Origin of the sequence: Lachnoanaerobaculum sp. Marseille-Q4761 (assembly GCF_017565785.1) — a bacterium.
In the GTDB taxonomy this organism is placed as follows: Bacteria; Bacillota; Clostridia; order Lachnospirales; family Lachnospiraceae; genus Lachnoanaerobaculum.
Genome location: NZ_JAGEKB010000002.1, coordinates 73,711 through 98,850 on the forward strand (window position 1 = coordinate 73,711; position 25,140 = coordinate 98,850).

27 protein-coding genes and 5 pseudogenes are annotated in these 25,140 nt (G+C 33.7%); 5 read left to right on the forward strand and 27 right to left on the reverse strand.

The features are described from left to right. Positions 1-56: 56 nt before the first annotated feature. From J4O15_RS07590 to J4O15_RS07600, 3 genes are all read right to left on the reverse strand, one after another. Positions 57-566 carry a GNAT family N-acetyltransferase gene (locus J4O15_RS07590; protein ID WP_208100323.1) on the reverse strand — a complete coding sequence of 170 codons (510 nt, stop codon included), beginning with the start codon at positions 564-566 and terminating at the stop codon, positions 57-59. 62 nt (positions 567-628) lie between these two features. After that, positions 629-1,684, reverse strand: a complete 1,056-nt coding sequence (locus tag J4O15_RS07595; RefSeq protein ID WP_208100324.1) for a DMT family transporter — start codon at positions 1,682-1,684, stop codon at positions 629-631. Positions 1,685-1,810: 126 nt separating this feature from the next. After that, on the reverse strand, positions 1,811-1,972 hold the full coding sequence (locus J4O15_RS07600) for a hypothetical protein (RefSeq protein WP_243762009.1): 162 nt from the start codon (positions 1,970-1,972) through the stop codon (positions 1,811-1,813). 221 nt (positions 1,973-2,193) lie between these two features. Between J4O15_RS07600 and J4O15_RS07605 the strand changes: the two genes are divergently transcribed. Both J4O15_RS07605 and J4O15_RS07610 read left to right on the forward strand, forming a co-directional pair. Further along, positions 2,194-2,448: a type II toxin-antitoxin system HicA family toxin gene (locus tag J4O15_RS07605; protein WP_009218619.1), complete on the forward strand. Its 255-nt coding sequence runs from the start codon at positions 2,194-2,196 to the stop codon at positions 2,446-2,448. Next, positions 2,445-2,792, forward strand: a complete 348-nt coding sequence (locus J4O15_RS07610; RefSeq protein ID WP_009218618.1) for a type II toxin-antitoxin system HicB family antitoxin — start codon at positions 2,445-2,447, stop codon at positions 2,790-2,792. Before J4O15_RS07605 ends, J4O15_RS07610 begins: the two co-directional genes overlap by 4 nt. Positions 2,793-2,869: 77 nt before the next feature. Here the strand turns inward: J4O15_RS07610 and J4O15_RS07615 are convergent. The 21 genes and pseudogenes from J4O15_RS07615 to J4O15_RS07710 form a co-directional block, all read right to left on the reverse strand. Beyond that, positions 2,870-3,229, reverse strand: a pseudogene (locus J4O15_RS07615) (hypothetical protein); the annotation flags it as partial. Between the two features lie 57 nt (positions 3,230-3,286). Continuing rightward, positions 3,287-4,081: an ABC transporter ATP-binding protein gene (locus J4O15_RS07620; protein ID WP_208100325.1), complete on the reverse strand. Its 795-nt coding sequence runs from the start codon at positions 4,079-4,081 to the stop codon at positions 3,287-3,289. An 8-nt stretch (positions 4,082-4,089) separates the two neighbouring features. Next, entirely contained in the window at positions 4,090-5,628 is a 1,539-nt protein-coding gene (locus J4O15_RS07625) for an ABC transporter permease/substrate-binding protein (RefSeq protein WP_208100326.1), read from the reverse strand. Between the two features lie 68 nt (positions 5,629-5,696). Beyond that, positions 5,697-5,825, reverse strand: coding sequence for a hypothetical protein (locus J4O15_RS16165; protein ID WP_279545708.1), 129 nt, complete (start codon positions 5,823-5,825; stop codon positions 5,697-5,699). A gap of 256 nt (positions 5,826-6,081) precedes the next feature. Continuing rightward, positions 6,082-6,510 (reverse strand): Rrf2 family transcriptional regulator, encoded by a 429-nt coding sequence (locus J4O15_RS07630; protein WP_208100327.1) that lies wholly within the window; start codon positions 6,508-6,510, stop codon positions 6,082-6,084. Positions 6,511-6,613: 103 nt separating this feature from the next. Beyond that, positions 6,614-7,096, reverse strand: a complete 483-nt coding sequence (locus J4O15_RS07635) for a putative ABC transporter permease (protein WP_208100328.1) — start codon at positions 7,094-7,096, stop codon at positions 6,614-6,616. Beyond that, positions 7,044-7,307, reverse strand: a complete 264-nt coding sequence (locus J4O15_RS07640) for a transposon-encoded TnpW family protein (protein WP_208100329.1) — start codon at positions 7,305-7,307, stop codon at positions 7,044-7,046. The genes J4O15_RS07635 and J4O15_RS07640 overlap by 53 nt, the downstream gene beginning before the upstream one ends. A gap of 115 nt (positions 7,308-7,422) precedes the next feature. Continuing rightward, the gene (locus J4O15_RS16285) at positions 7,423-7,731 is read right to left on the reverse strand and encodes a GNAT family N-acetyltransferase (protein WP_330638789.1); all 309 of its coding nucleotides are present in this window, start codon (positions 7,729-7,731) and stop codon (positions 7,423-7,425) included. Further along, complete coding sequence (locus tag J4O15_RS16290; RefSeq protein ID WP_009218610.1) at positions 7,732-7,908, reverse strand: hypothetical protein; 177 nt, start codon at positions 7,906-7,908, stop codon at positions 7,732-7,734. Positions 7,909-7,939: 31 nt separating this feature from the next. Beyond that, positions 7,940-8,386: a GNAT family N-acetyltransferase gene (locus J4O15_RS07650; protein WP_009218609.1), complete on the reverse strand. Its 447-nt coding sequence runs from the start codon at positions 8,384-8,386 to the stop codon at positions 7,940-7,942. 224 nt (positions 8,387-8,610) lie between these two features. Then, on the reverse strand, positions 8,611-9,336 hold the full coding sequence (locus J4O15_RS07655; protein ID WP_208100330.1) for a replisome organizer: 726 nt from the start codon (positions 9,334-9,336) through the stop codon (positions 8,611-8,613). A gap of 208 nt (positions 9,337-9,544) precedes the next feature. Further along, positions 9,545-11,181 (reverse strand): annotated as a pseudogene (mobQ, locus tag J4O15_RS07660) (MobQ family relaxase). 359 nt (positions 11,182-11,540) lie between these two features. Next, positions 11,541-11,793: pseudogene (locus J4O15_RS16450) on the reverse strand (DUF3847 domain-containing protein). Positions 11,794-11,861: 68 nt separating this feature from the next. Then, a pseudogene (locus tag J4O15_RS07670) lies at positions 11,862-12,277 on the reverse strand (sigma-70 family RNA polymerase sigma factor). A gap of 189 nt (positions 12,278-12,466) precedes the next feature. Beyond that, the gene (locus J4O15_RS07675) at positions 12,467-12,910 is read right to left on the reverse strand and encodes a MarR family winged helix-turn-helix transcriptional regulator (RefSeq protein WP_040457512.1); all 444 of its coding nucleotides are present in this window, start codon (positions 12,908-12,910) and stop codon (positions 12,467-12,469) included. A 12-nt stretch (positions 12,911-12,922) separates the two neighbouring features. Continuing rightward, a complete protein-coding gene (locus J4O15_RS07680) occupies positions 12,923-13,330 on the reverse strand; it encodes a polyketide cyclase (protein ID WP_009218602.1) in 408 nt (135 codons plus the stop codon). A gap of 95 nt (positions 13,331-13,425) precedes the next feature. Continuing rightward, positions 13,426-15,279 (reverse strand): annotated as a pseudogene (locus J4O15_RS07685) (DUF4368 domain-containing protein). 38 nt (positions 15,280-15,317) lie between these two features. Beyond that, a complete protein-coding gene (locus J4O15_RS07695) occupies positions 15,318-16,106 on the reverse strand; it encodes a putative ABC transporter permease (protein ID WP_243762010.1) in 789 nt (262 codons plus the stop codon). A gap of 9 nt (positions 16,107-16,115) precedes the next feature. Next, entirely contained in the window at positions 16,116-16,736 is a 621-nt protein-coding gene (locus tag J4O15_RS07700; protein WP_208100331.1) for a methylated-DNA--[protein]-cysteine S-methyltransferase, read from the reverse strand. Between the two features lie 96 nt (positions 16,737-16,832). Further along, entirely contained in the window at positions 16,833-17,522 is a 690-nt protein-coding gene (locus J4O15_RS07705) for a DNA alkylation repair protein (RefSeq protein ID WP_208100332.1), read from the reverse strand. Between the two features lie 38 nt (positions 17,523-17,560). Beyond that, positions 17,561-18,178, reverse strand: coding sequence for a class I SAM-dependent methyltransferase (locus tag J4O15_RS07710; protein WP_008755102.1), 618 nt, complete (start codon positions 18,176-18,178; stop codon positions 17,561-17,563). A gap of 167 nt (positions 18,179-18,345) precedes the next feature. Between J4O15_RS07710 and msrB the strand changes: the two genes are divergently transcribed. The 3 genes from msrB to J4O15_RS07725 are packed head-to-tail and all read left to right on the forward strand — an operon-like array spanning position 18,346 to position 21,977. After that, positions 18,346-19,485, forward strand: coding sequence for a peptide-methionine (R)-S-oxide reductase MsrB (msrB, locus tag J4O15_RS07715; RefSeq protein ID WP_208100333.1), 1,140 nt, complete (start codon positions 18,346-18,348; stop codon positions 19,483-19,485). Further along, positions 19,478-20,275, forward strand: a complete 798-nt coding sequence (locus J4O15_RS07720; protein ID WP_243762011.1) for a response regulator transcription factor — start codon at positions 19,478-19,480, stop codon at positions 20,273-20,275. Before msrB ends, J4O15_RS07720 begins: the two co-directional genes overlap by 8 nt. Continuing rightward, complete coding sequence (locus tag J4O15_RS07725) at positions 20,265-21,977, forward strand: cache domain-containing sensor histidine kinase (protein WP_208100334.1); 1,713 nt, start codon at positions 20,265-20,267, stop codon at positions 21,975-21,977. The genes J4O15_RS07720 and J4O15_RS07725 overlap by 11 nt, the downstream gene beginning before the upstream one ends. A 167-nt stretch (positions 21,978-22,144) precedes the next feature. Here the strand turns inward: J4O15_RS07725 and J4O15_RS07730 are convergent, their stop codons facing one another. From J4O15_RS07730 to argH, 3 genes are read right to left on the reverse strand one after another with little or no spacing between them, the layout of a single operon-like run. Beyond that, positions 22,145-23,338: a pyridoxal phosphate-dependent aminotransferase gene (locus J4O15_RS07730; RefSeq protein WP_208100335.1), complete on the reverse strand. Its 1,194-nt coding sequence runs from the start codon at positions 23,336-23,338 to the stop codon at positions 22,145-22,147. A gap of 7 nt (positions 23,339-23,345) precedes the next feature. Beyond that, positions 23,346-23,684 carry a NusG domain II-containing protein gene (locus J4O15_RS07735; RefSeq protein ID WP_208100336.1) on the reverse strand — a complete coding sequence of 113 codons (339 nt, stop codon included), beginning with the start codon at positions 23,682-23,684 and terminating at the stop codon, positions 23,346-23,348. Continuing rightward, positions 23,681-25,084 carry an argininosuccinate lyase gene (gene argH, locus J4O15_RS07740; protein ID WP_208100337.1) on the reverse strand — a complete coding sequence of 468 codons (1,404 nt, stop codon included), beginning with the start codon at positions 25,082-25,084 and terminating at the stop codon, positions 23,681-23,683. Before argH ends, J4O15_RS07735 begins: the two co-directional genes overlap by 4 nt. Positions 25,085-25,140 lie beyond the last annotated feature (56 nt).

Genomic DNA, 25,140 nt, shown 5'->3' on the forward strand with positions numbered 1-25,140 from the left:
TCTCTTTTCTTATATATTATTTCTAAGGCTATCTGCATATTTATTCAATATAGCGATTATATATTCCTTAAATTCAAATACATAGTATCGGCATCTATATATCTTTCATTTACCTTGACACATGCAGGTGTTTTTCCTGTCTTTACAAAGCCGAATTTTTTATACAGACCTATAGCTCGTGTATTCTCACTCATTACTTCAAGATTTATTATTTCTAACCCACACTCCTTTGCAAAGCTGATACATTTTTCTAAAAGCATACTGCCTATACCTTTCCTCCATTCCGATTTCACTACAGTTATTCCAAAGTCAGCTCTATGGCTCATTTTATTTGGCAGATTTCTGATATCGCTGCATCCGACTATTTCCCCGTCTTTCCATGCAAGATACATTACTGATTTTGGATTTTCAACAATACCACGAATAAATGCTTCTTCCTCTTCCAAGCTGACGCCTATACCTTCTTTTCCAAAACTCAAATATTCTGTTTGCGAGCCCACTATCCCTGTATATTCTATAAGCTTTTTAGCATCTTCTATTCTTGCTTCCTTTATAATTATATCCATATTCTACCTCCCATATTATACCTATTTATAAAATATTTTATCACATAGATTGTCTTTGGATTCTACAAATTCTTATCATGCATCAGTTTATGTTCATCGCTATTTATATAATCATCATGTTTATGATAATGATTTTTTTCCGAACAAAAATGTTTATGTTTATGCTCATGCTTAATAATATGTTTATGAGTGGAACCGTTATGTGTATGAACAATTGTATGTATATGATAATGTATATGATTTTTTAGCATTGTATCATATATAACAATCGTACTTCCTATTATCATAAAAATAAGACCTGTAAAATATACTGCCGTCAGCCTCTCTCCATTTACAATAAAAGCTAAAAAGGTACCTATAAATGGAGCTACCGCATAATATGCACCGGTTTTTGCAGCTCCCAAATCTCTTTGAGCCCTTATATACATAAAGATACTAAGACCATAGGCTACAAATCCAAGCAATAGAGCAAATATTATATATTTGATTTCAGGGATACTTTCTCCTATAAAAATTGCAATTAAAAATGAACCTGTACCCGAAAAAATCCCCTTTAAAAATACAATCTCATATGTACTTTTATCTGCAAGCTTTCTTGTACAATTATTTTCAAGCCCCCAGCAGCAGGTTGCCAATATAACAAATAATGAGCCTATAGAAAACTTAAAGCTTCCCGTACCCTCAAATGAAAGAACTATACTTGATATTGTAATAAAAACTATGGCACACCAAAGCCTTAGTGTTACACTTTCCTTGAATACCAAAAGTGCTATGATTGCTGTAGCCACAATCTCAAAATTGCCAAGTAATGAAGCATTGGAAGCTGAACCTGTATTTATCCCTATCATTAAAAAAATCGGTGCCAGAATATCCAAAACTATCATACCTACCGTATATAAAAGATTTTCCTTTGTAAGCCTTTCAAATTTATCCTCCGACTTGGCATGAAATAAATACATTATTCCTACACCAATTCCTGCTCCAAGATACAAAAAAGATGCCATAAATGTAGGAGCTATCTTATCAAGCAGCAGCTTGGAAAATGGCGTATTTATTGCATAAAAAGCTGCCGCAAGTAATGCAAGAATTACTGATAAAATTTTATTATTTTTATTCATACTCAAAAAACTCCTTGTGTATAAATTTATTCCATACACCCCTAATAATCAATTTCTCCTTTATTTTCTTTTCTTACCGCCTCTAATCTTTCAAATGCCTCTATTTTTCTTCTATTATTGCTATTTTTATCCGATAAAAGAGTTTTGATAATAAATGGAATACTTCTCTCTCAATGCAGTTTTTGTAAATGTCTCATAAAATGTCTGTTTAGTCTGTCCCATTTCATCCAGCATTTTCCCTAATTCTTCATAAATTGAATCCTCTAATCTAAAGCTTATAGTCTTCATATCTATCTTCCCTTCTTTTTTGAACTTAATATTTTATAAAAATTTATTCTATAAATTCCACTATACTTAAATATATAAATTATATCTCAATTATTAAATAAATAAAACTCTTTCCACATACCGGAGATATATTAGTATATAAAACATATAAATAATTTTGCAACTATTTTTAGTTGTAAAATTATCTTCAATAAGATATAATATAGAAAAGGAGAAATGCTATGGGGCAAAAAGAAAAACTTATAAAACATCTCAAGTCTAATCCTAAAGATTTTACTTTTAATGATGCAGAAACCCTATTAAACTACTTCGGCTATGTTCGTTCAAACAAAGGAAAAACCAGTGGTTCCAGAGTAATCTTTGTTAATAATAGCTTTGGGAGTATTTTGCTTCATAAACCACATCCACAAAAAGAATTAAAGGCATATCAAATAAAACAACTTATAATAATTCTAGAACAGGAGGGACTCATATGAATAATACTATTATGTATAAAGGATATATCGGAAGCGTTGAATTTTCTGAAGAAGACTGTATTTTCTTTGGAAAAGTCTTAGGTATAAGATCATTGATCTCTTATGAAGGTGAAAATGCTAAAGAACTGTTAGATGATTTTCATGGTGCTGTTGATGACTATTTGGATACTTGTAAGGCTCAGGGTAAAGAGCCTGAAGTTGCATTTAAGGGAAGTTTTAATATTCGTCTTTCACCAGAACTCCACAAGAAAATATTTGTATATGCAACAAGTAATAAGATATCTATAAACAAATATATTGAAGAAACTTTAAATAATTCTCCTGCCGCTAAAATCAGTATATAAAACACCCCCACATCGGATTTTTTATCCGATGTGGGGGTGTTTTCTGTTATTAAAATCGCTTTATATTCCCATAATATTTATTTTAATTCTTTCAATACCTCTCCAATGTCCCCATCTATACAAATACTTCTGTCATTTATCTTTTCAGGACAAAATGCCTCTTTCAAATTTAAGCATGCATAAATCGAATTTTTATTATCATAGGTATCTTTACAATTTGTATCTGTTCTCTGAAACAAACCATAATCACCCTGTGTGTAGAAAAGCCTGTTCTTGTCAAATCCCTCCATTTGAAACCTGTGGTCAATATTTGTAGTAATTATAAAATAGTACTTATCCTTTACCAATTAAAACGAATCTTTATATACAGGCTTTGGGGTATCAATATATCTGTTAAAATAAATATGTTTCGACCACTATGACCAAAATTCTTCCTTAAAAGCATCTATAAGAAATTTCAGTCTTTCATTTTGATTCATATATACCCCCTGTTATTAAAGAATATATGCACCGCAATACTCGCACTCTCTAAGCCTTTCATCCGGCAGGTTGCAGGCTCTTCTTTGCTTTTCCACAAGCTTTTTTACAAAATCCGTGGCAGGGTTTTGCACTATCTCAGACGGCTTATCGAATTGCTCTATCTCACCCTTATCAAGTACCAAAACCTTTGTACCAAGCTTTAATGCTTCTTCAATATCATGAGTTACAAACAATATAGTGATACCTGTTTTTTTATGTAAAGACTTCAATTCATTTTGTAATTGTTCCCTTGTGATAGCATCTACCGCTCCGAAGGGCTCATCCATCAGTAAAATATCAGGAGATGCCGCAAGAGCTCTTGCAATTCCTACTCTTTGCTGCTGCCCTCCGGAAAGTTCTGACGGATATCTGTCCTTCATTGACGGATCCAAACCTATTACCTCCATCCATTTATCCACAGCCTTTTTAGTCTTTTCCTTGTCATTTTTATTCCATAAGCTTGGAACATAGGAAATATTTTCTTCAACCGTCATATTCGGGAATAGAACACTGCCCTGTATAGCATAGCCGATACTTCTTCTTAACCTAATCATATCTATATTCTTGATATTTTCTCCATTTACAAAAATATCTCCTGATGTAGGCTCATAAAGTCCGTTAATCATCTTTAAAGCGGTAGTTTTTCCACAACCTGAAGAGCCTACAATGGTAACAAACTCTCCCTTTTCTATTTGTAAATTCAAATCCGGTATAATTACCGTATCTCCATAACTTTTTCTTATATGTGAAAACTCAATAGCTATTGCCATAAATCCTCCTATTCTATAAGCCCTTTTTCTAATAAAAATGCCTTTGCAACATCCCTCGGCTCTTTCTTTTCACTCTCCACTTCATAGTTCATCCTCTGTATATCCGACTCATTTATCAGCTTATCAAATTTTTGCAAAGCACTGTGAAGCTGTGGATATTTGTTGAATATTTCTTCTCTGACCACCATTCCTGCCTGATATGACGGATACATTCCTTTATCATCTTCAAGAAGTACAACATCCGCCTGAGACAGCTGACCGTCTGTAGTATTTACAGGCATTACATCTATTTTACCGCTGTTTATCGCCTGATATTTAAGTCCCATATCCATATCACTTGTAGAGGCAAATGAAAGATTATATGTTTTTCTTAACATATCATATCCGTCCTGACGCTCAAAGAAGTCATATTCGGCACCAAGAATAAGCTTCCCATTCAGTTTTTGTAAATCGGAATATGTTTTTATATCATTCTTTACTGCAATATCTCTTCTAAGGGCAATGCCGTAGGTGTTATTAAAGCCAAGCATTACATTCCATGTAAGTCCGAGCTTTTCCTGATATTCTTTTTGTAAAATATCAAACTGTTCTTCACTGTACTGATTTTCATGTTTTAATACCATATTCCAGCCCGTGCCGGTGTATTCCGGGTAGAGATCAAACTCACCGCTTTCCATAGCCGGTTCTATATTTGAGGTTCCTCCACCTACTCCCTGTGTAATATCTACGGATAAATCTGTATTATTTTCTATATATAATTTTAACATCTCACCAAGAATATATTGTTCAGTCATAGGCTTTGTCGCAAGATGGATTATATTTTTATTTTTCTTCGGAAGTAATCCCACAATCAAGATACAAAAAATTAAGACAAGCGAAATAACAGCAAGTATTCTGTTTTGCTTTTTTGCAGCCTTCCCATTTATCTGCATTCTTTTTTCAACAAATCCAAGAATAAAATCTACCGCTAATGCCAAAACTGCGATAAGCAAGCTTCCTGTTATAGTCATTGCGGCATTATTTGTGGTAATGCCTCTATAAATAGCTACTCCAAGTCCTCCGGCTCCGATAAATGAAGCAATACCTGCAAGTGCTATTGTCATTGTGACCATATTTCTAATTCCTGAGATTATAACAGGCATTGCAAGAGGTATCTGTACTCTGAAAAGTATCTGCTTTTTGGTACTTCCCATACCCTTTGCCGCCTCCAATATACCTGCATCCACATTTATCATTCCTGTATAAGTATTTCTAACCATAGGTAGGAGTGCGTATATTGTCAAAGCAATAATAGCTGTAGCATTTCCTATACCTGAAAAAGGTATTAAAAATCCAAGCATTGATATAGATGGAATCGTATATAAAAAGTTTATCACCCCCAAAGTAAGTTTTGCACTTTTCTGAAACTCGCTTATAAAAATCCCTACTATACCTCCAAACACTATTGCAATCAATATGGCAATCAATGAGATTTCAATATGCTCCAACAAAAGCTTTCCAAAGAAATCCCATTTAGTACTTAATAATATCCCTATTTCCTTTATCATTTATCCTCCTAAAGTACTGGAACTTACCCGAATTGGTTAATTCCTCCCTACTTGGTACTATTTCTCTATTATTCTCCGACACCTGTACTGTGTTGAGTATAACTTTCTCCAATATAATAAGATAAAACCTCTTCAAGTTCTCCATCCTGTATACCTCTTATATATAAATTCTTTGCATTATTTAATTTCTCCGACATAATAATCTCCTCTCCGCCAAGTGATGGCACAAATAGTGATACAAAATATTTTTACACTATTCTCCTAATATTAAAGCATTATTTTAAAAAGCTTAAAATTAATATTTGTCACTTGTTGTAATATAGATTATTACAACAAATTTGTCAATACTTTTTATATTATAAAATAAATTATACTTTGGAAGCTCCTACATTTTAAACTATCATTTCCTTATTATTACTCCCTAAAAACAAAAAAGATGCCCGACAGACATCTTTAGCAAAACTCTTCCATACCGTTTTTCATATCTAAAAGAGTATATTCTTTCATTTTATTTTCCATGGCTTCCTGTATTTGCACCAATTTGTCATCCAGTAATCTATGTATATTCTTTCCTACAGGACACAAGGGATTCGGTGATTCATGAAAATGGAATAACCCTTCTTCCTTTACAGCTTCAACCGCCATATATATATCATAAAAAGAAATTTCCGATAAATCTCTTGTAATTTCTATTCCACCTGTTCCCCTTGCTACAGTAATCAGACCTGCCTTTCTTAGTTGTGAAAGTATATTTCTTATAATAACGGGATTCGAGCTTATGCTTCCTGAAAGAAAGTCACTTGTTATTTTTTCTCTATCCTTAAAATATTCTACACATGTAAAAATATGTAATGCAATGGTAAATCTGCTTGAAATCTGCATTAAAGTCAACCCTTTCGTATAATATAAAATCCGGAAATTTATATCAGACTTCCAATCTTTAGGTATCAGTATACTATATGTCATTGTAATGTCAACAGTTACATTACTCCTCCAAAAAATCCATATTAGGCCAAAGCTTTCTCACCACATCATTGGGATACTCATCATCTATAAACTGTTCTATTACATTTCTTGCCACAGGTTGTTCTTTTCTGCCGGTTGTCCTTATCATTACCATGGATGTTACTATACCGTTACATATAAAAAATGCCTTTATTATAAAGGCTAAAACAGTTCCTGTTACAGGCGGAATCTTTTCAATTGTTTTTGATAGCGGCGGATAAATAAATCTAAACCATACCAGTGCAACTATACCCCAAAAGAACATAAACAAAAGATTCGTTCTTCCGTCAATATTAAAAGGCATATATGAATAATCCCAAAACTTCATTCCAAAGAAGACTTCAGTAAATATCGAACATAGATACTCAAAAACACCTCCAAAAAAGAATCCTGAAATAAAAATAGATATATTATTCTGCCTTTTCACTCTTGAAAGTGCAACAGTAAGTATTACAGCACCCAATCCTGTTGCTACTTGTCAAGGACTTTTTAATCAAAATCATCTTTTTTTCGTTCGATTTTCTCCTAAGCTCCCTCAGCATTATTCTTGTAAGTTTATCTTGCATTGTTTCAGTTGCATTTTCATTGAAATGGACAACAACCTCATAGGTGGTCTTTACAATCTTTCTCTTTGTGCTAATGCCTTTTTTATCTGTGTTTTTCAGTTCTTCCATAAATTCTCCTTTCCATTTTTTGAATTTTTGGCAACAAAAAAAGGAAGTATCGGCTATTGGTTTTTACTTCCTCTTTAGTAATCTTATTTAATGTTTTAGTGCGACAAACTGGGAGCTATTGAGTTTCAATCATCAATTCTTTACATTTCCATTCTTCTCCCAAAACATAATAAATTTCTGTCTTATCTATAATTACATCGTCAAAACCTACTGATTTATAACAGAAATATGCAGATTCATTATTTTCAAAAACACTTAACGAAACCTTTTTTGCACCATAAATTTCAAATGCAAACTTTAAACCTAACTGAAGCATTCTCTTGCCGTATCCTTTGCCACGCCTTGAAGGGTCAACGACTACAAAGCCAAACCTCAACTCATCAAAGTTTTCTGAAGGTCTTCTCATTGTAAAAAAACCTACTATCTAATCATCTTCAATAGCTGTAAAAGCCATTAGATTATTAACAAAATCAAACTTCTCTTTTGTTATCGGGTATTCGCCCAAAATACCCGCAGACCATTTGTAAAAAGCTACTTTGTCTTTACTCCAAGAAAGAATTACATCTGCTTCGTTTATATTATAAGGTTTTAATCTCAACATTAATATTTATCTCCACAACTTTAAAATTGATTTATAACGCTCTTTCCAAATACACCATATCCACTAATTGTACTCCATTCTCATATATTGGGTTAGCATAATTGTCAGTAAAAAAATTTGGTATGATATGAGAACGAATAAAGCCACATTTTTCATAAAAAGGGATGGTAGTCTGACTTTCTCCCGTTCCCACTTGCAATACGGAATATTCCCCTTTGTATTTCTCTATAATAAAATCAATGAAAGCCTGTCCGTATCCTTTTCTTTGATAATCCGGATGAATGGCGATATTTTTGATTTCGAGAGTATTATTCCCCACATTTAGGACAACACACTCGCCCTTTACTCCATTATCGTCTAAAACATACATTGTGCCATCTGCTATATATCTGTCGATCATATCTTCTTGTTCATCTGCCAATAATAAAAGCGATAAAAACTGCTTCTTATTTCCTACAACTTCTCTTATTTCTATCAATGTGAATACCTCTCAAATCAATGATGTTTTATTTCTCCTAAATTTTATTATACCATTAATTTCCAAGCCTTTCCATTTCCAAATACCATAAAGGAATATTTTTAGTAAACCCACTACAAAACGGTGGCAATCGTTTTAAAGCTCTTTTTCTTTTTGGCTTATCTTTTTACCTATTTTGCATTTAGAAACAAAATAGAGTGCTTGCACCGTCTTTTAAGCATATCTTAAAGATGATCTCCTATCATATATTCCTCAATCGTTGGAGCTTTGCTTCTATCATTTGTTTTCTTTCGCAATTCTTCCTCATCTTTCTCATACCAGTGAAGCAAGGTTGCATAATGGTCTTGATAGGTCTTTCCACTGCTTTGCATATACCTTGATAGCTTTTCAACCATCGTGTTTGTGAGGCTTTTTAACTTTTCCTTTAGCCTTTGATATTCTTCATCACTTAGATTGACATTTTGAAATTCCCCATAGGTTTTTGAGTTTGGGGGTGGGGGACTTTCTTCTTCTCCTCTCCCCTTATCTATACTACCCTTATCTAACCTATCCTTACCTATCCTATCCTGTGTATCCAAATCGGATACATTTTGGATACAAATATGCTCCTTTTTCTCGTAAAGATTATTGTTACTGATGTTTAGATAGCTTTTTTCGTCTTTATAGATTGTCCCCTTGCACCTATCTTTCTGAATGTAGTTGTTTCGTTTCCAATGCGTAATCACAATAATTCCGCTCTCAAACACAATCACAAAGCCTTTGGTAACTAATATCTTAAAATCATCTTCACTTGCTCCTATCATTCTCAATATTGTTTTGGGATTGCCTACAAATCCATCATCATCAGCACTCATATTCAGGTGCATATAAAGTGCCTGTGAGGATAAAGGCATTTCTAAAAACATATCGCACCAGATAACGGACTTGGAAAACATTCGTCTTTCTGCCATTTTTCTCTCCTTTCTTTTCTTACGCAGAAGGGAGTAACAAATCATTACTCCCCTCATAGTCTTTAAGGAAGTCGTGATTTACGACACCCTTCATTTTTCTGCAAGTCCCTAAAACCGGGTATGCAAAACTTATGCACTGAAACAGTGCGTCAGCTTATAGGAGTGAACGATTTTTTCACCCCCTTAAATGGTATCCCATTTCAGGACTTCATCTTTCCTCATTCCTGTAATAATCCTTTGTCCTTTCCTTTCGTTTTTCATAGGCTTCTTGTTGCTCTTGGTATTTTTAATCTGTGTAATGACACTTGGTTTTTCTCCTCTCTTGATTGCCTTATCAATCTCAATGGATAGGTCTATTCCATAATCCTCATTGACGGTTTTGACGGCATACTTGATATGATTGATTTGCTCGTATTCATCTTTGATAGATTGAGATTGTTTGTTGAGTTTCGATGTTTCACTTTCAAGGCTCTCGATCTCTTTCTTCCAACTCTTTGGCTTTAAGGCACTTTCTCCACTTAGTTTTTCAATCCGTCCTTTTGCTCTTTGGTATTTGTCGATTTCCTCTTGATGGGCATTGTAGAAGCTGTCTTTGAACAAAAAGGGGTTACCTTTCCACTCCTCATAAACCTTTCTGTTTGCTTTGACAATGTCTGCATAGACAAGGCATTGATGAAGTGTTTCTATTCTTTGGGTTTTGGCTTTGATGTCCTGATAGATGTTCTTATTCTTGCCTTGTAGTTCGATGATTTTCCCTTGCAAATCTGCAATGGTCTGCAATCTGTTATCGGATAAATATATTCTTGCTTTGGAAAATCGGTTGAGGTCTGCACTGATCTTTTTGTTGCTTGCATAGGGGTTTAGTTTTCTTGCTTTTTCTCCCTGTAAGTCATAATAAATACTGATGTACTCATAGAGATAAAAGAGTTCCACTTTGTTCTCATATTCTTCTTTCTTCTCCTGTTTGTACTGCTCATATTTGTCAAATAAGACTTTGGTAAAGTCATTCAACCAAGAGGTGATTTCTGCAATTCTTTCTCTCACTGCTTTCACAATAGAATTATGCTTTTTGATTTCTCGGTTGATATTTCCTTTCTCGGTTTCCACTCCTTTTCGCTCTAAGGCACCGGCGCTTACTCCTAAATGAATGGTCGGAATTTCTTCTTTTCCTTGTCTTTTGTAGGAGCGATGATCCACTCGTTTTTGTTCTCCGGCTGTTTCTAAATATTGATTACAAAGTGTGGCAAAATGTTCTCTCCATTTCTCGGCATTTTCTTTGTTGTTCCAATCAGTGAGGTCAATTTTTCTTGTTTTAGGTTTTCCGTTTTTACCTAAAATCTTTTTTCCCTGTTCATCAAGAAGATATTCTTTTTTGCTCTTTGCTCCCCAAGCGCCATCTTAATTTAATGGGCGAACAGTTGTCATTATATGAGCGTGAATATTTCCGTTTCCCTCATCATTTCCTTGATGAATGGCAAGGTCTGCAATCATTCCTTTGGATACAAAATTCTCCTGTATAAAATCCCTGATGAGGTCTTTGTTTTCTTCCAAACTCAACTCTTTGGGTAGGGCAATAATGAAGTTTCTTGCAAGCTGTGCACTGATGGCTTTTTCATTTAACTCCACACTGTTCCACAAGATGGAACGGTCTAAAAATTCTTTCGGTGCATTTTCCGGCAAGAAGATTTCTTTATGCTCCAAGCCTTTTTTGTTGTGATAATCGTGGGTTACTCCGTCCCATTCATTCGTGAGTTTCTCACAAGAAATATAGGCAGCACTTGCGACTGCACTTTTTCCTTTCCCTCTTGAGATGATGGAAATATTAAAGTGAAAACTGTCTGCCACTCTTATCAACTCCTTTCGCTTTTAGATTGTCTTTGTTCTTTTCTTTTGTTGTTTTAGGTGTCGGTCTTAGCGGTTTTCTTCTCGGATAGTCCATAAAGTGAATGACCGTTTTGAAACGGTACAATAGAAAAAGCCGACTATACTGCAACTGCTTTTGTTGTTTCAGTATGTCGGCTTGATAAGTAGTATCCGTTTCAAATTTTTAGGGTCAAGGGTGAGCGGTAGCGAATGCACTTTACCCTTGACGATAAAAAGGGAATGGGGGATATGCAATCATCTTTGCTACTCCTCTTTTGCTCCCTGCAAGGGTAAAGGCTCCGCAGGACGCAAGGACACCCTTTAGGGTGTCCTTGCTTTTCTTAACTTTTTTGAAATACTCTTTGTAAAATAGCCTTTATTTCTTGATTACTTTTTTCGCTTGCTCCCTCGATAAAACTTTCTAAAATTGCTCCTCGTTCTATCAACCTATGGTTTCTCTTTTTCCGTTCTTCAAAGCTAGCTTGCTTTCTGATTTTTTAATTGAACCAACTTCTTTTCGTACTTTTCAAGTTCATTTTCTTTGAGTTTAATTTCCGATTTTACTTTTTGTAGTTCTGTCCTATTGTCTTTCATATCCATTCCTCGCTTTCATTTTTATGAGAAAAGGTTAAGCACATTTCACACTTAACCTTTCCGATTTATTAGATTTTACCTTCTAAGATTTTTTTTAATTTCTCTAAAATCTTATCCCTCCTTTTTCCGATTGCCTGATAGCTTCTTTTTTTCTTTCTCCGATAGACCGTAATCTCTCCTCTTTGAAAAATATGGCAGTAATGATGTCCCTTTCTTCTTCTGTAAGGGTAGATAATGCCTTATTCAGTTCTTCAATTTGCATTTTTACTTCTACAATTTTTTCAATATCAATGCTTTCATCTACGATGTTATCTATAAAATGTCCGTCATAGTCACATACAGAAAAGGGAAGTACATTATACTTCCAATCTTTTCTTTGGATATACTTTTCGTGTTCCGTTATTCTCCAGCAAGCTCTGTATATTTCCTCATTTACCTTAACCGCTTTTCCTTTGACATAAATGAAATATTCTTTTTTATCCATTGTGTAATCCTCCTTTTTCTGCTCTCTGTTTTTGCTTTTTGAGCATAAAAAAGGAGGACTTCTACACTTTGGTGTAAAAAATCCTCTTGAATAATTTTCTGTTTTATATCTATGTTTTATTTTTTGAGTTTCAAATATAATAATGGAGATGGCAATTTTGACATCTCCATAAATTATAAATAATATTTCTTATTCTTCATTTAGGCTAATAAGAAAATGTTTAAATTGTTCTTCATCGTTATCTAACTTTCCGAAAAAAAATTCATCAATTTGCTCAATTAACGGAACAGCATTTTGTAATATTTCTTCTCCCTTTTTATTCAAAGTAACAGCTTTTGCTCTTGTATCCCTTGAATGTTCTTTTCTTTTCACAAAATTATGTTTTTCCAATAAACTCAATATTTGAGATAAGGTCATAACATCTATCCCTGAGAGTTTTGAAATCATAACCTGTGTAACTTCATTTCCATTTTGTGATAGATAAGCAAGAGAAGCTAAAACAACAAATTGAGGGTGTGTCAAATTCATTTTCTTTAACTCCTGTTTTATCATAAGATGCCATTTATTGTACACCCTCATGAATAACAATCCTGTTGATTTTTCTGAATTATTTTTATATTTTGATGTAAACAAACAGCAATCACCTTATCTTTCCAAGCAATTTTTCAGAATGAATATAGAATGAGGAACATCGGAAAAAACTTGGCTCAAAAATTCCAAATGTTGCTTGTCTTCACTATCTAAAGCCACAATATGTTTTATATTTACGCTTCCGTCATTGTTATCAATTATTTGATGACCAAAAAGAATATCTCCAAACGGAGTTTCTGTTTTATCCCAAAATTCTTCAAAAGGTTTTACAAGAGTAAGCTGATATTCCATAGGGGGCATTCCTTCAAGTTCCATAGTTCCATATGAACCTGTCTTAAACCCCTCTTTTAATGTAATATTTTTTAAATCTTTTTCCCAGTCATACCATTTTTCAATATTTGCATAGTATTCCCACACATCTTCTTTTGCCGCTTTGATTTTCAAACTAAAACTAAATTCCATAGTACTTCCTCCTTTTATTATATGTGCACTTATTATAAATTATTTTATAATATTTGTCAACAAGATTTTACTTGTAATATTATTCTTTAGCTTTGCTAAATGGCAGAATAATTTTTCTCAATCTTTTCATAATCGCTTACTGGTATCCCTGTTCTTTTCAAAACTTTTAGTTTTTCCTGTTTTTTCTCCTCTCTCCTTGCCTTATATCTATCCTCATACTCTTTTTGCTTGCCGTTTGCTTTACGCTTGAGGTAGTTTTGATGAAGTCTGTCTTTTCTTTCCCGTTCTTTTTCTTCCTCCTCTGTTAATTTCTGTATTTCTTCTTCAGATAATTCTTCTTTTGACGGTTCATAGTTGCCGATAAAGTTGAAATAGATTTCAACTTTCTGATTGGCAGTTTGACTGCCTTTTCGATCTCGTTCGTGGACTAAGATTTTTTCTACAAACTCATTGATGATGGTCGGTATCAGTTCGTCAAAGTTATCATAGCGTTCAATCAACCGGATAAACTTCTTAGCTCTGTCTGTTTCTTTTTCATATCGCTTGATGGCTTTTTCCAACCCATCGATTTCTTTGCTAAGTTCCCTTTGCTCGGTTTCATACTGATTGTTTAAGATTTCATATCGGTTATTCGGTATCTTCTCCAATATCATATCTTCGTATATCCGGCACATTAAGCGTTCCAGTTCCTGAAGCCTATTTTTACTATCTGTGAGCCTTGTCCGTTTCTTTTCGATTTCCATTTTCTCACTTTCTTCCATTTCGTTTTGAATGGAATGGAGAAAGGCTTCGTTATCTTCATCAAGGCTTTTCTTAATGTCTTGTAGGGGGCTTTGAATGAGATTTAATACCACTTCCGCTTTTATCCTGTGAGCAGATAGACAAAGAGTTCCACAAGGTACTTTTGTGTAGGCACTGCAAGTATAATAGGGGATATTCTTGTAGTTACTCGTTCTATGCACATACATTTTGCTACCACAATCGGCACAATACATCAGTCCTGTAAGGGGATGGTATTCGCCCCAACCGTCGGGATACCGTTTGACATTTTCTCGTATTCTCTGCACATTATCAAATGTTTCTTGGTCTATAATCGGCTCGCGCGTGTTCTCAAAGATGAGCCAGTTATCTTCGGATACATATTTGCTTTTCTTGTCTTTGAAATGCTTTCTTGTTTTGAAGTTAACCGTATGCCTTAAGTATTCTTGCTTTTTTAAGATACTTGCAATCGTGGAACTGCACCAACGATATGGATATTCAAACACTTTGCTTTGATGTAATCCATATCCCAATTTCTGCTGATGATAGGCGGGTATATCTATCTTGTCGGCTTCTAATATCCTTGCAATGGCATAGGGTCCTTTTCCATCCATTGTCAGATGGAATATTCTTCGGACAACTTCTGCTGCTTTTTCATCGATAATCCACTGATTTTTATCGTCCTTGTCTTTGATATATCCATAGGGCGGGCTACTTCCTGTATGCTTTCCGCTTTCGCCTTTGGCTTTGAATGTGAACTTGATTTTCCTTTAGGTATCTCTCGCATACCACTCGTTCATAATGTTTCGAAATGGAGTAAAATCATCGCCTTTGTAAAAGCTATCTACATTGTCGTTAATGGCAATGAGCCTAACTCTCTTTTGTCTTAGGATTTCCATACATTGACCGACTTTGAGGTAATCTCTACCAAGTCTACTCATATCCTTTACGATGATACAACCGATATTTCCTTGATTGACTCCGTTCATTATTGCCATAAATCCCGGTCTGTCAAACTGTGTTCCGCTGATTCCGTCATCTGTAAAATGTATGATGTTGGTTAAATTATTCTTGCTTGCATATTCTTCAAGAATTTTCTTTTGATTGACGATTGAATTACTTTCTCCTTGAAGTTCATCATCACGACTTAATCTCTCATAGAGTGCTGTTATCTTTTCAAAATTCTTCATTTTACCCCCTTTCTCTCAATTTCTTAAATAAAAAAGAATTAAGAAGTACATATTTCACTAAAATAGTGATGAAGTGTTCTTCTTAATTCTATTACTCCCCATACAAGCTTATCTATATTTATACCGCTTGCAAAAATAACACCATGCTCTTCAAGAATCTTGTCCGCATCAGAAATTCCCTTTGATGATTCCTCAAAATTCTCTTCTAAAAGACTTGGATAAAGTTTATAGATCTTTTTCCAAATGATTTTTGAAATCCATTCTCCAAACGAGTTTTTCCTTTTTGCAATATTGTTGCTTATACCTTGCATCGGATATTTTCTTGCAAATATATATACTGTTATTAATGCTGACAAAAGAAGTAAAATAAGAACTGTTGCAATTATATTTACTATAATATCCGGTATCAATGATACCACAGAAAAGATTATCGGATGCAAAGTTTTCAAAAATATAAAAGCTATGGCTACAACAATACATGAATTTATACAGCTTAGCTGTAAACTCCTGCCATATCTGTCTTTTTCAGACCTTATCTCTTTTTTCAATAAAAGCCTTTGCGAAAAAACCAGCCCAAGCTTTTCCAAAATAAGATAATCTATAAATGCCATCAAGAGCATTCCATAATAACTTACATTTTTACCGGATGATACTATAATTATTATAGTCATAAGTATTGCCGGTACTCCAAGTATCGGTATACCAAGCACTCCGGTACTTACATATTTTTGCTCCTTAAGACTGTAAATAGCTGTATTTATTATCCATGCTAAAAGACCATATATAAAAAAATATATAATCAGATCCGCTCCTGTAAATAGTTTCATTCTACCCCTCTATATTCCATACTTTGATAAATCAACTCTGTTATCTTTCACCTCAATCCCCTCTGCCTCAAGCAGCTTTCTTTGTTCTCCCATTCCTCCAAAGGCAAACTCGGGAGCCAACTCACCTTTTGAATTTACCACCCTAAAACATGGGATATTATCAGGATCCGGATTTTTATGAAGTGCATTCCCAACCGCCCTTGACATCTTTTTATTTCCTGCCATTTCTGCCACCTTTGCATAGGTTGCCACATGGCCTTTCGGTATCCTTTTTACTGCCTCATAGATTCTTTTAGTAGGAGAATCTGTTACAAGGTCATAGCTTTCCGCAATCATTCTTTTAATATCATCTTCCTTTACAGTACCGTCAAGTATAATGGTATTCCAATGTTCCTTATTTTGATGGTATCCCGGCAGTACGGAAGCATAAGTGCTTCTCCAAAAATCTCTCCACTCAGGGCTTACCTTTACATTTAAATTTATAAAACCTTCCTTTTCATATACACAAAGAAAGGTTTTCTTACTGTCTTTTATCCTGACAAGCTGCCACTCGGCTCTTCTAAACGGAGTATCCAAATATGTATTTTCAAATGATAAACCGAAAGCACATGCCTCTTCCTTCGTTTTCATAATAATCCTCTCTTATATTACCAATATAAAGTAACGCTTTTTAATAGGTATTTTCTAATTACCTGAACTGTAAACTTTTAAGAAAAATGCAATGCATTATTTTTTTATCTTCAGTCCTTTAAGGTAATTCTTTTGCTCCGCATTGATACGATTGCTTTCTATCGCTTTTTGAATAGACTTATTATGCGTCCAAGTATCCAACTTATTACCCTCAATAAACGGCAGTATACTTTCATACTGCTTTGCAAGTGCAGTTGCAAAATACCATGCAGTCATCATATTTATATAATATTCCTCCGACCTTACAGCTGCCACCATTTCAGGATATTCGCTTTTAAAATCTTCATCCAAAAAATGTTCCATAAGCATACCTATACCAAATCTTACAGTATAGGTTTTATCCGACTTTAACCATTCATATATATGTGGAAGCAAATCATTGCGATATTTTTTAAATATCTTTGGTGAAAGCTGATCACAGGTTGCCCAGTTATCCAAATAAGGCAAAAAAATTATCAACTCGTCAATACATAACTTAAAATCCTTTATCTCTGAAATTATAAATGCATGAAGCTGATTTTCATCAAAATATTTATGTGGAAGCGAATGTAAAAAATCCTCCACACCTTCCTCTTTTAAAATTTTCTTTGCATGCTTTCTAAGCTCCGGAGTTCTCACTCCGATCATATCTTCCTTTTTTACTGTAGGAATAAGTTTACTGTTAAAATCTCTATACCCTATATCCTGCATTTTAAATAATTCATCTCTTATCTCATCCGAAATCATAATATCCCCTGTTTTAATTTATAAATATAAGATAATATTTACTGCTGCTTCACTTTTCCTACTGCCATAAACATACTGAAATCTATACCATTTCTTTTACCCTGCATAATTATTTCATAGTCTGTCACTTCCCAACCTGTATTTTCAAAGTATGTATAAATTTCATCCTTTGAAAAGCCGTCATGACCGTCAAAATCCGGAAAATCATTATGAAATTCTCTTGGTACAGTACATAAATCTATAAGATAAAATACTCCATCCTTATCAATTACTTCTTTTAAACTTCTAAGTTCAGCCTCAATATCCACGATATGATGGAAAGCCTTTTGGCTATATATAAGATCATATCTGTGAACATTATCCGACAAAAAACTCTCATCATAGATAAAAATATTTTCAGTCATAAATTTTTCTTTGTTTTTTAAGAATTCCTCTCTCATTCCGCTTGAACTGTCTATACAATCTATTTTACTGAAATGCTCTGAAAGCAGTATTGCAAGTATGCCGTCTCCCGCCCCTATTTCCAGTGCTTTTACCTGCGAATGAGGTTTATTATCAAATTTATTTAAAATAATTTCTTTTATATTCTCACTTGTATTCTTTCTTTGTGGAGTATTCCATCCCTTTGCAAGGGTATCAAAATAATTCTCTTTCATAAAAAATCCTTTATCTTTTATAATTTTCAGCTATACATAATAATATTCATGTTTTTCTAAATAAAATTCTATTAAATATATAATGATTTTATTTTATCATATAAAATATAAATCCGAAATAAATTAATATCGGATAAAATAATATAAATATAAGAAGAGGAATATATATGAGAAAAGATAAATTACTTTTTATACTACCTGTATTTTTTATTGTGATAGTTTTCCTGTCGGTAAATGTTTTTAAAAGCCGCAAGGAGGTAAGTGAAGCAAAAAATACAAATAATATTGAATCAAATACGGAGGTACAGAATATGAAACAGCACGGTAAATACAAAGAAATCTATCTTGCAGGTGGATGTTTTTGGGGGCTTGAAGCCTATATGCAAAAGATAAACGGTATTGAGGATGCCGTAAGCGGCTATGCCAATGGAAAAACTGAAAATCCGGGATATCATGATTTACATTCAAGCGGTCATGCAGAGACTGTAAAGGTGGTATATGATCCTGAAATAATCAGCCTTGAGGATATACTTGCATATTATCTTAGAGTAGTAGATCCTGTAAGTATAAATAAACAGGGTAATGATACAGGTTCACAATACAGAAGCGGAATTTATTATACAGATGATAATGATAAAAATATAATAGATATGGTTTTAAAAAATGAGCAGACAAAGCATGATAAACCCATTGCAATAGAGGTTCAAACATTAAAGCATTTTTATGATGCTGAGGACTATCATCAGGATTATCTTTCAAAAAATCCTACCGGCTATTGTCATATAAACCTTTCTCTTGCCGAAAAACCTCTGTCTGAAGATGAAAAAATAAAGTCTGATGACAAGAAGCCTATGATTGATGCTTCAAAATATCCAAGACCTTCCAATGAGGAGCTGAAAAAATCACTTACAGATATGCAATACAGTGTTGCTATTCAAAACAATACTGAAAGAGCATTTTCAAATGAATACTGGAACAATTTTGAAAAAGGTATATATGTAGATATCACAACAAAGGAGCCGCTTTTCTCATCCACAGATAAATTTGAATCAGGATGTGGCTGGCCGAGTTTTTCTAAACCTATTGATAAAGATGTGGTAAAATATAATGAAGACAACAGCTTTAATATGACAAGAACCGAGGTAAGAAGCAGAAGCGGAGATGCACATTTGGGCCATGTTTTTAATGACGGTCCAAAGGATCAGGGTGGAAAAAGATACTGTATCAACAGCGCTTCTCTTGAATTTATTCCATACTCACAGATGGAAGAAAGGGGTTATGGATATTTAAAGTACTTGGTTGAATAATATTGCAAATTATGGAGATATGATGTATAAGCTGCTTATAGTTGATGACGAACCGATAATCAGGCGAGGGATTAAAACCCTCGCCATATTACCTGAAATAGGTATAGATGAGATATTTGAAGCAGGTAATGCTGATAAATGCCTGGAGATAGTAGATAAAGAGCATATTGATATTATAATGCTTGATATAAATATGCCAAATACCGACGGGCTTACCCTTGCCAAAATACTTAAAGAAAAAAACAAAAAAATCGCAATTATTATGATTACAGGTTATGACTATTTTGAATATATGCAAACCGCAATCAGAATCGGAGTGGATGATTACCTTTTAAAGCCTGTAAACAAAACAGATATAGAACTTGTTCTCAGGCGAATAATATATAAGATAAAAACAAATATAGTTAAGGATAAGCTTATGGAGCTTCATTCAGAATATGAGAATATATCCTATGACAATTCAAGCTTTAAAGCTGTAAAGGAATATATGAAAAAAAATATTTTTGACTCTAAGCTTTCACTCGGTCTTATGGCTGAAGAACTCGGTTTTAACAGCAGCTATCTAAGCGGCATAATAAAGCAGATCTATGGTATACCTTTTCAGGAATATGTAGGTATTAAAAGGATGGAGCAGGCAAAAATACTCTGTCTCTCCACCGACATGAAAAATTATGAGATAGCTGAAAAAATAGGATATGATGATGTGAATTATTTTACAAACAAATTCAAAAAAACTTTCGGCATTACTCCAAAGCAGTTTAAACAGGGGATAAAATCAAATGAAAACTGAATTAAATTTTTTTTCAAAGCTTCATGTAAGAATTTCACTTACATTTTTATTATTTTCTCTGTCTATAATACTTCTGCTCTCAGGCAGTATATATCATTTTACATCAGATATGCTGATTAAAAATGATGTAGTGCGTACAAGAACCATGGTAAATCAAACAGGTGAGTATATATCCTCTTACCTTAAAAAACTTGGAGATTTCAGCAATATTATTGCAGAACATAAGGATATAAAATCCGCTCTTGCTAAATCTTCTCCAGAAGCTTTGGAGTCCATTTCATCACTTATACATCTTGCAAAAGAAGTTGATGAAAATATAAGAGCCATGGCTGTTATTTCTAAAAACGGCTTTGCAATTACCGGCGACAGTGATATGAGTATTACGCTTTCAGAAGATATGATGGATGAAGAATGGTATAAAAAAGCCCTTGCATCAAATCACATGCCTATACTTTCAAAAACAGGACACAGTGCATTTGCATCGGATAAAGGAGCATGGACAATCTCAGTATACAGAGAAATTACAGGGCAGAATAATGAACATCTTGGTGTAGTACTTATTGATATTTCCTATAATTTTATAGAAGATTATATCAAAAATCTTGATCTCGGAAAAAGCGGTTATGTATATATAATGTCTGAAGCAGGTGATATTATCTATCATCCTAATGAAGATATATTTAATGATACTAAAAAGAGTGAAGAGCTTAAATCTCTTATGGACGGCGATATAACAGACGGTAAAGTGGTTTATGAGGGTATAATAGATAATTCATCCTGGAAACTTTTTGGAGTTGCATCTTCGGATAATCTAAAAATACTCCAAAAAAATCTGACCAAAAATATTCTTATTTTGTCCTGTATCCTTATAATACTAAGTTTATTTATAGGTATAATAGCCTCTAAAATACTAAGTGAACCTATTACCCGCCTTAAGATTGCCATGATAGATATGGACAAAAAATGGGCTCATATAAAAATATCCACAGATATTACTGAAGTGTCGGAGCTTGAAAATGAATACAACAGACTTATTGACCGAATAAAAGCTCTTACAGAGAATATAGCAAAAGAGGAAAAGGCAAGAAGAGTTTTTGAACTTAAAATGTTACAAAGTCAAATAAATCCTCATTTTTTATATAATACTCTGGATACAATACTCTGGCTTTCGGAACTAAATGAAAATGAAGCGGTAATTAAAGTTACTTCCGCCCTTGGTAAGCTTTTAAGATTTTCCTTAAGTACCGATCTTGATTTTGTCAGTATTAAGGATGAAATCGAGCATGTGAAAAATTATCTTGAAATACAAAAAATCAGATATGAGGATATGCTTGTATATGAAATAGATTCTATTGATAATTTAAAGGATGCTTTTATTCCCAAACTTATTATTCAGCCTATAGTTGAAAATGCAATATATCATGGACTTCGCCCAAATGGTGGGGGCAAGATAAATATCTCTTTTGAAAGCTTAGATAATGATATTATTATAATTGTATCTGATAATGGTAAGGGTTTTGATACCGAAAAGCTAAAAGAAGACAGTCCTTCCGATAATAAAATTTATCTGGGCGGCATCGGGATTAAAAATGTTGACCACAGAATCAAACTTCTTTGCGGCGATAATTATGGCATAAGCATAAAGTCTGCACCCGGTATGGGAACAAAGGTCATTATAAAACTTAAAGAAAAGTGCTCATAATAAGGGCTGTCGGAAAATGACAGCCCCTTTAAAAAAATAAACTATATACTTTATAGAAAAATGTAACTTGAGTTAAAAATAATATTTTATTAAAATCCTTTACTATAAAGGATTCAATGTGGAAATGAAAATTATATATAAAATATTGCACAAATTATTATAATTCTTTATCTCTCTCCGGTATACTCCGATATAAGTTTTTTAAATATATCTATAGATTTTTCTATTTTTTCCGTTTCAACACAGAATGAAAGTCTAACATACTCCTTCATACCGAAGCCCTCCCCCGGTACCAGCAGCATATTATATTTTTTTGCTCTCTCACAAAAATCATAGCCGTCATCATTTGGAGATTTTATAAACATATAAAAAGCTCCGTCAGGATTTGCCGCTTTATACCCCATCTCAGGTAATTCTTTAAATAAAATATTCCTATTAATCCTGTATACAGATATATCAGGTTCCACACTCACACAATGTTTTATGACTTTTTGAAACATTGAAGGTGCACACACATATCCAAGAACCCTTGCAGCTCCTGATATTGCGGCAAAAACATTCTCATACTCCTTAACTTTATCCGGTACAAGTATATATCCTATCCTCTCTCCCGGAAGTGAAAGAGATTTTGACCATGAGTATGCTACTAATGTATTATCATATACATTCGGCAAAAAAGTAGGATGCTCATCAATAAATACCAGCTCTCTATATGGTTCATCGCTGATAAGAAAGATAGGATGATTATACTCTTTTTGATTTCTATTTAAAAGTTTGACCAATTCACCTATATTTTCCTTTGGATAAATCACACCGGAGGGATTATTGGGGGAATTTATAAGTACCGCCTTAGTATTTATACTTATCTTATTTTCTATAGCTTCTATATCAAGCAAAAGATCCTTATTGCACTTTACCGTCACAAATTTTGCTCCCTGACCTTCAATAAATACCTTGTATTCCGGAAAATATGGAGTATTTACAATTATTTCATCATTTTCAGACTCAATTATAGCCTTAAAAATAATATTTAAAGATGCTGCAGCTCCACAGGTCATAAAAATATTTTTTTCGGTATAATCTGTTTTAAATCTGGTGTTTAAATTATTAGAAACCGCAATTCGAACTTCCCTATCTCCCGGTGAGGAAGTATAGCTGTTATACTCCTTTGGTGAAAGATTTGTTACCATCTCTTTTATTATATTTTCCACTTCGGCAGGAGCCGGAGTGCTTGGATTGCCCAGGCTGAAATCCAATACATTTTCTGCACCTATTTTTTGTGCCAATTTATTACCATACTCAAATATATCTCTTATAACCGACCTTTTTGTTCCAAGGTCAAGCATTTTTTTTGAAACCATATTTCTCCTATTCGCTTATGATTGTGACAGATGCTTGTGCAGGCAGGCATATTGCAGACTCCCCTATATTTTTTATATATCCGAATCTTTCACAAATATGGTCAGGACATTCACTGTGAATAAATGCAACAGCACCGTCTTTAATATCAAGATGTATCTCTATTCCATTGCTCTCCAAATCAATTTTTCTGTCTTTTGACAAGTCTATATCCATACTCTGATTATTACCGTATTTTAAAACCGCCTTACCGCTTGATTTTTTATTTAAAAAAATATGCAGACTTGCGGCAATGCCCAAAACAAGTACAATAATTATCAAATATATATCATTCTTTTTTAACTTCATTTATTTTCCTGTTTTCTATTTTTATTAAGCAACTTCAAAATCTTTTTTGACTCTTTAATTTCCTCATTTATTGCATTAAGTCCGGGTGCCCCTTTGGTATTTCTTTTTTCCACACAGGTCTTTAAAGAAATGGCATCATAGATATCTTCTTCAAAATACTCTGAAATATTTTTAAATTCCTCAAGTGTAAAATCATCCAAAGACTTTTTATTCTCTATTCCATACAGCACAAGTCTCCCTACTATTTCATGTGCATCTCTAAAGGCTACATTCTTTTTTACCAGATAATCAGCCGCATCCGTAGCATTTGTAAAGCCTCCTCTTGCACTGCCGGCCATCTTTTCATGGTTGAATTTCATGGTTGAGAGCATACCGCTCATTAACTTTATAAGGCTTTTTAGCGTATCTATAGCATCAAAGGACATCTCCTTATCCTCTTGCATATCCTTATTATATGCAAGAGGCAAGCCCTTCATTGTTGTAAGAAGTGATATAAGACTTCCATATACTCTTCCGCTTTTGCCTCTTATAAGCTCTGCAATATCCGGATTTTTCTTTTGCGGCATTATGGATGAGCCTGTTGAGTATGTATCATCCATCTCTACAAATCTGTATTCATCGGTATTCCAGATAATAATCTCCTCAGACAATCTGCTTAAATGCATAGCAAGTATCGAAAGATTTGATAAAAGTTCCAAAAGATAATCTCTGTCACTGACTGAATCCATGCTGTTTCTTGTAGCCATATCAAAGTCAAGTAATGCAGCCACATACTCTCTGTCAAGTTCGTATGTAGTACCTGCAAAGGCTCCTGCACCAAGAGGTGAGGTGTTCATTCTTTTCCTTGTGGAAACAAGTCTGTCATAATCTCTTACAAACATTTCAAAATATGCACCGAAATGATGTGCCAAAGTAGTTGGCTGAGCCTTTTGAAGATGTGTAAACCCGGGCATATAGGTGGACTTATTTTTTTCCATTATATTTAATACTTCACAAAGAAGTTCATATAACAGCTCCATCAACTCATCAATCTCATCTCTTACATACAGCTTCATATCCAGTGCCACCTGGTCATTTCTGCTTCTTCCGGTGTGAAGTTTTTTACCGATATCCCCTATTCTTTCAATCAGATGTGCTTCTACAAACGAATGTATATCTTCTGAACCGTCATCAAAAATCAAAAGTCCATTATCAATATCCTCTTTTATTGACAATAATCCGCCAATAATTATATCTCTCTCCTCATTTGTCAGAATATTCTGTTTAGAAAGCATTTTTACATGGGCTATACTGCCTCTGATATCCTGCTTATAAAACCTTTGATCAAATGAAAGCGACTCATTAAAACTTTCAACCAATTTATTTGTTTCCTTAGTAAATCTTCCACCCCAAAGTTTCATATATTCTCCATTTTCTTAATATGCTTTATATCCTGTTATAGGAATCTTTGCCATAA

What these genes read in the sequence shown, in the direction of transcription:
- J4O15_RS07735 (WP_208100336.1), bottom strand. Translation starts at nt 23,684, where the DNA reads ATGAAGTTAAAAAAGAATGATATATATTTGATAATTATTGTACTTGTT.
- J4O15_RS07710 (WP_008755102.1), bottom strand. Translation starts at nt 18,178, where the DNA reads ATGAAAGAGAATTATTTTGATACCCTTGCAAAGGGATGGAATACTCCA.
- J4O15_RS07590 (WP_208100323.1), bottom strand. Translation starts at nt 566, where the DNA reads ATGGATATAATTATAAAGGAAGCAAGAATAGAAGATGCTAAAAAGCTT.
- msrB (WP_208100333.1), top strand. Translation starts at nt 18,346, where the DNA reads ATGAGAAAAGATAAATTACTTTTTATACTACCTGTATTTTTTATTGTG.
- J4O15_RS07700 (WP_208100331.1), bottom strand. Translation starts at nt 16,736, where the DNA reads ATGAAAACGAAGGAAGAGGCATGTGCTTTCGGTTTATCATTTGAAAAT.
- J4O15_RS07605 (WP_009218619.1), top strand. Translation starts at nt 2,194, where the DNA reads ATGGGGCAAAAAGAAAAACTTATAAAACATCTCAAGTCTAATCCTAAA.
- J4O15_RS07610 (WP_009218618.1), top strand. Translation starts at nt 2,445, where the DNA reads ATGAATAATACTATTATGTATAAAGGATATATCGGAAGCGTTGAATTT.
- J4O15_RS07725 (WP_208100334.1), top strand. Translation starts at nt 20,265, where the DNA reads ATGAAAACTGAATTAAATTTTTTTTCAAAGCTTCATGTAAGAATTTCA.
- J4O15_RS07680 (WP_009218602.1), bottom strand. Translation starts at nt 13,330, where the DNA reads ATGGAATTTAGTTTTAGTTTGAAAATCAAAGCGGCAAAAGAAGATGTG.
- J4O15_RS07625 (WP_208100326.1), bottom strand. Translation starts at nt 5,628, where the DNA reads ATGATAAAGGAAATAGGGATATTATTAAGTACTAAATGGGATTTCTTT.
- J4O15_RS07695 (WP_243762010.1), bottom strand. Translation starts at nt 16,106, where the DNA reads ATGAAACTATTTACAGGAGCGGATCTGATTATATATTTTTTTATATAT.
- J4O15_RS07730 (WP_208100335.1), bottom strand. Translation starts at nt 23,338, where the DNA reads ATGGTTTCAAAAAAAATGCTTGACCTTGGAACAAAAAGGTCGGTTATA.
- J4O15_RS16165 (WP_279545708.1), bottom strand. Translation starts at nt 5,825, where the DNA reads ATGTCGGAGAAATTAAATAATGCAAAGAATTTATATATAAGAGGTATA.
- J4O15_RS07705 (WP_208100332.1), bottom strand. Translation starts at nt 17,522, where the DNA reads ATGATTTCGGATGAGATAAGAGATGAATTATTTAAAATGCAGGATATA.
- J4O15_RS07620 (WP_208100325.1), bottom strand. Translation starts at nt 4,081, where the DNA reads ATGGCAATAGCTATTGAGTTTTCACATATAAGAAAAAGTTATGGAGAT.
- J4O15_RS16290 (WP_009218610.1), bottom strand. Translation starts at nt 7,908, where the DNA reads ATGTTGAGATTAAAACCTTATAATATAAACGAAGCAGATGTAATTCTT.
- J4O15_RS07600 (WP_243762009.1), bottom strand. Translation starts at nt 1,972, where the DNA reads ATGAAGACTATAAGCTTTAGATTAGAGGATTCAATTTATGAAGAATTA.
- J4O15_RS07595 (WP_208100324.1), bottom strand. Translation starts at nt 1,684, where the DNA reads ATGAATAAAAATAATAAAATTTTATCAGTAATTCTTGCATTACTTGCG.
- J4O15_RS07640 (WP_208100329.1), bottom strand. Translation starts at nt 7,307, where the DNA reads ATGGAAGAACTGAAAAACACAGATAAAAAAGGCATTAGCACAAAGAGA.
- J4O15_RS07655 (WP_208100330.1), bottom strand. Translation starts at nt 9,336, where the DNA reads ATGGCAGAAAGACGAATGTTTTCCAAGTCCGTTATCTGGTGCGATATG.
- argH (WP_208100337.1), bottom strand. Translation starts at nt 25,084, where the DNA reads ATGAAACTTTGGGGTGGAAGATTTACTAAGGAAACAAATAAATTGGTT.
- J4O15_RS07630 (WP_208100327.1), bottom strand. Translation starts at nt 6,510, where the DNA reads ATGCAGATTTCAAGCAGATTTACCATTGCATTACATATTTTTACATGT.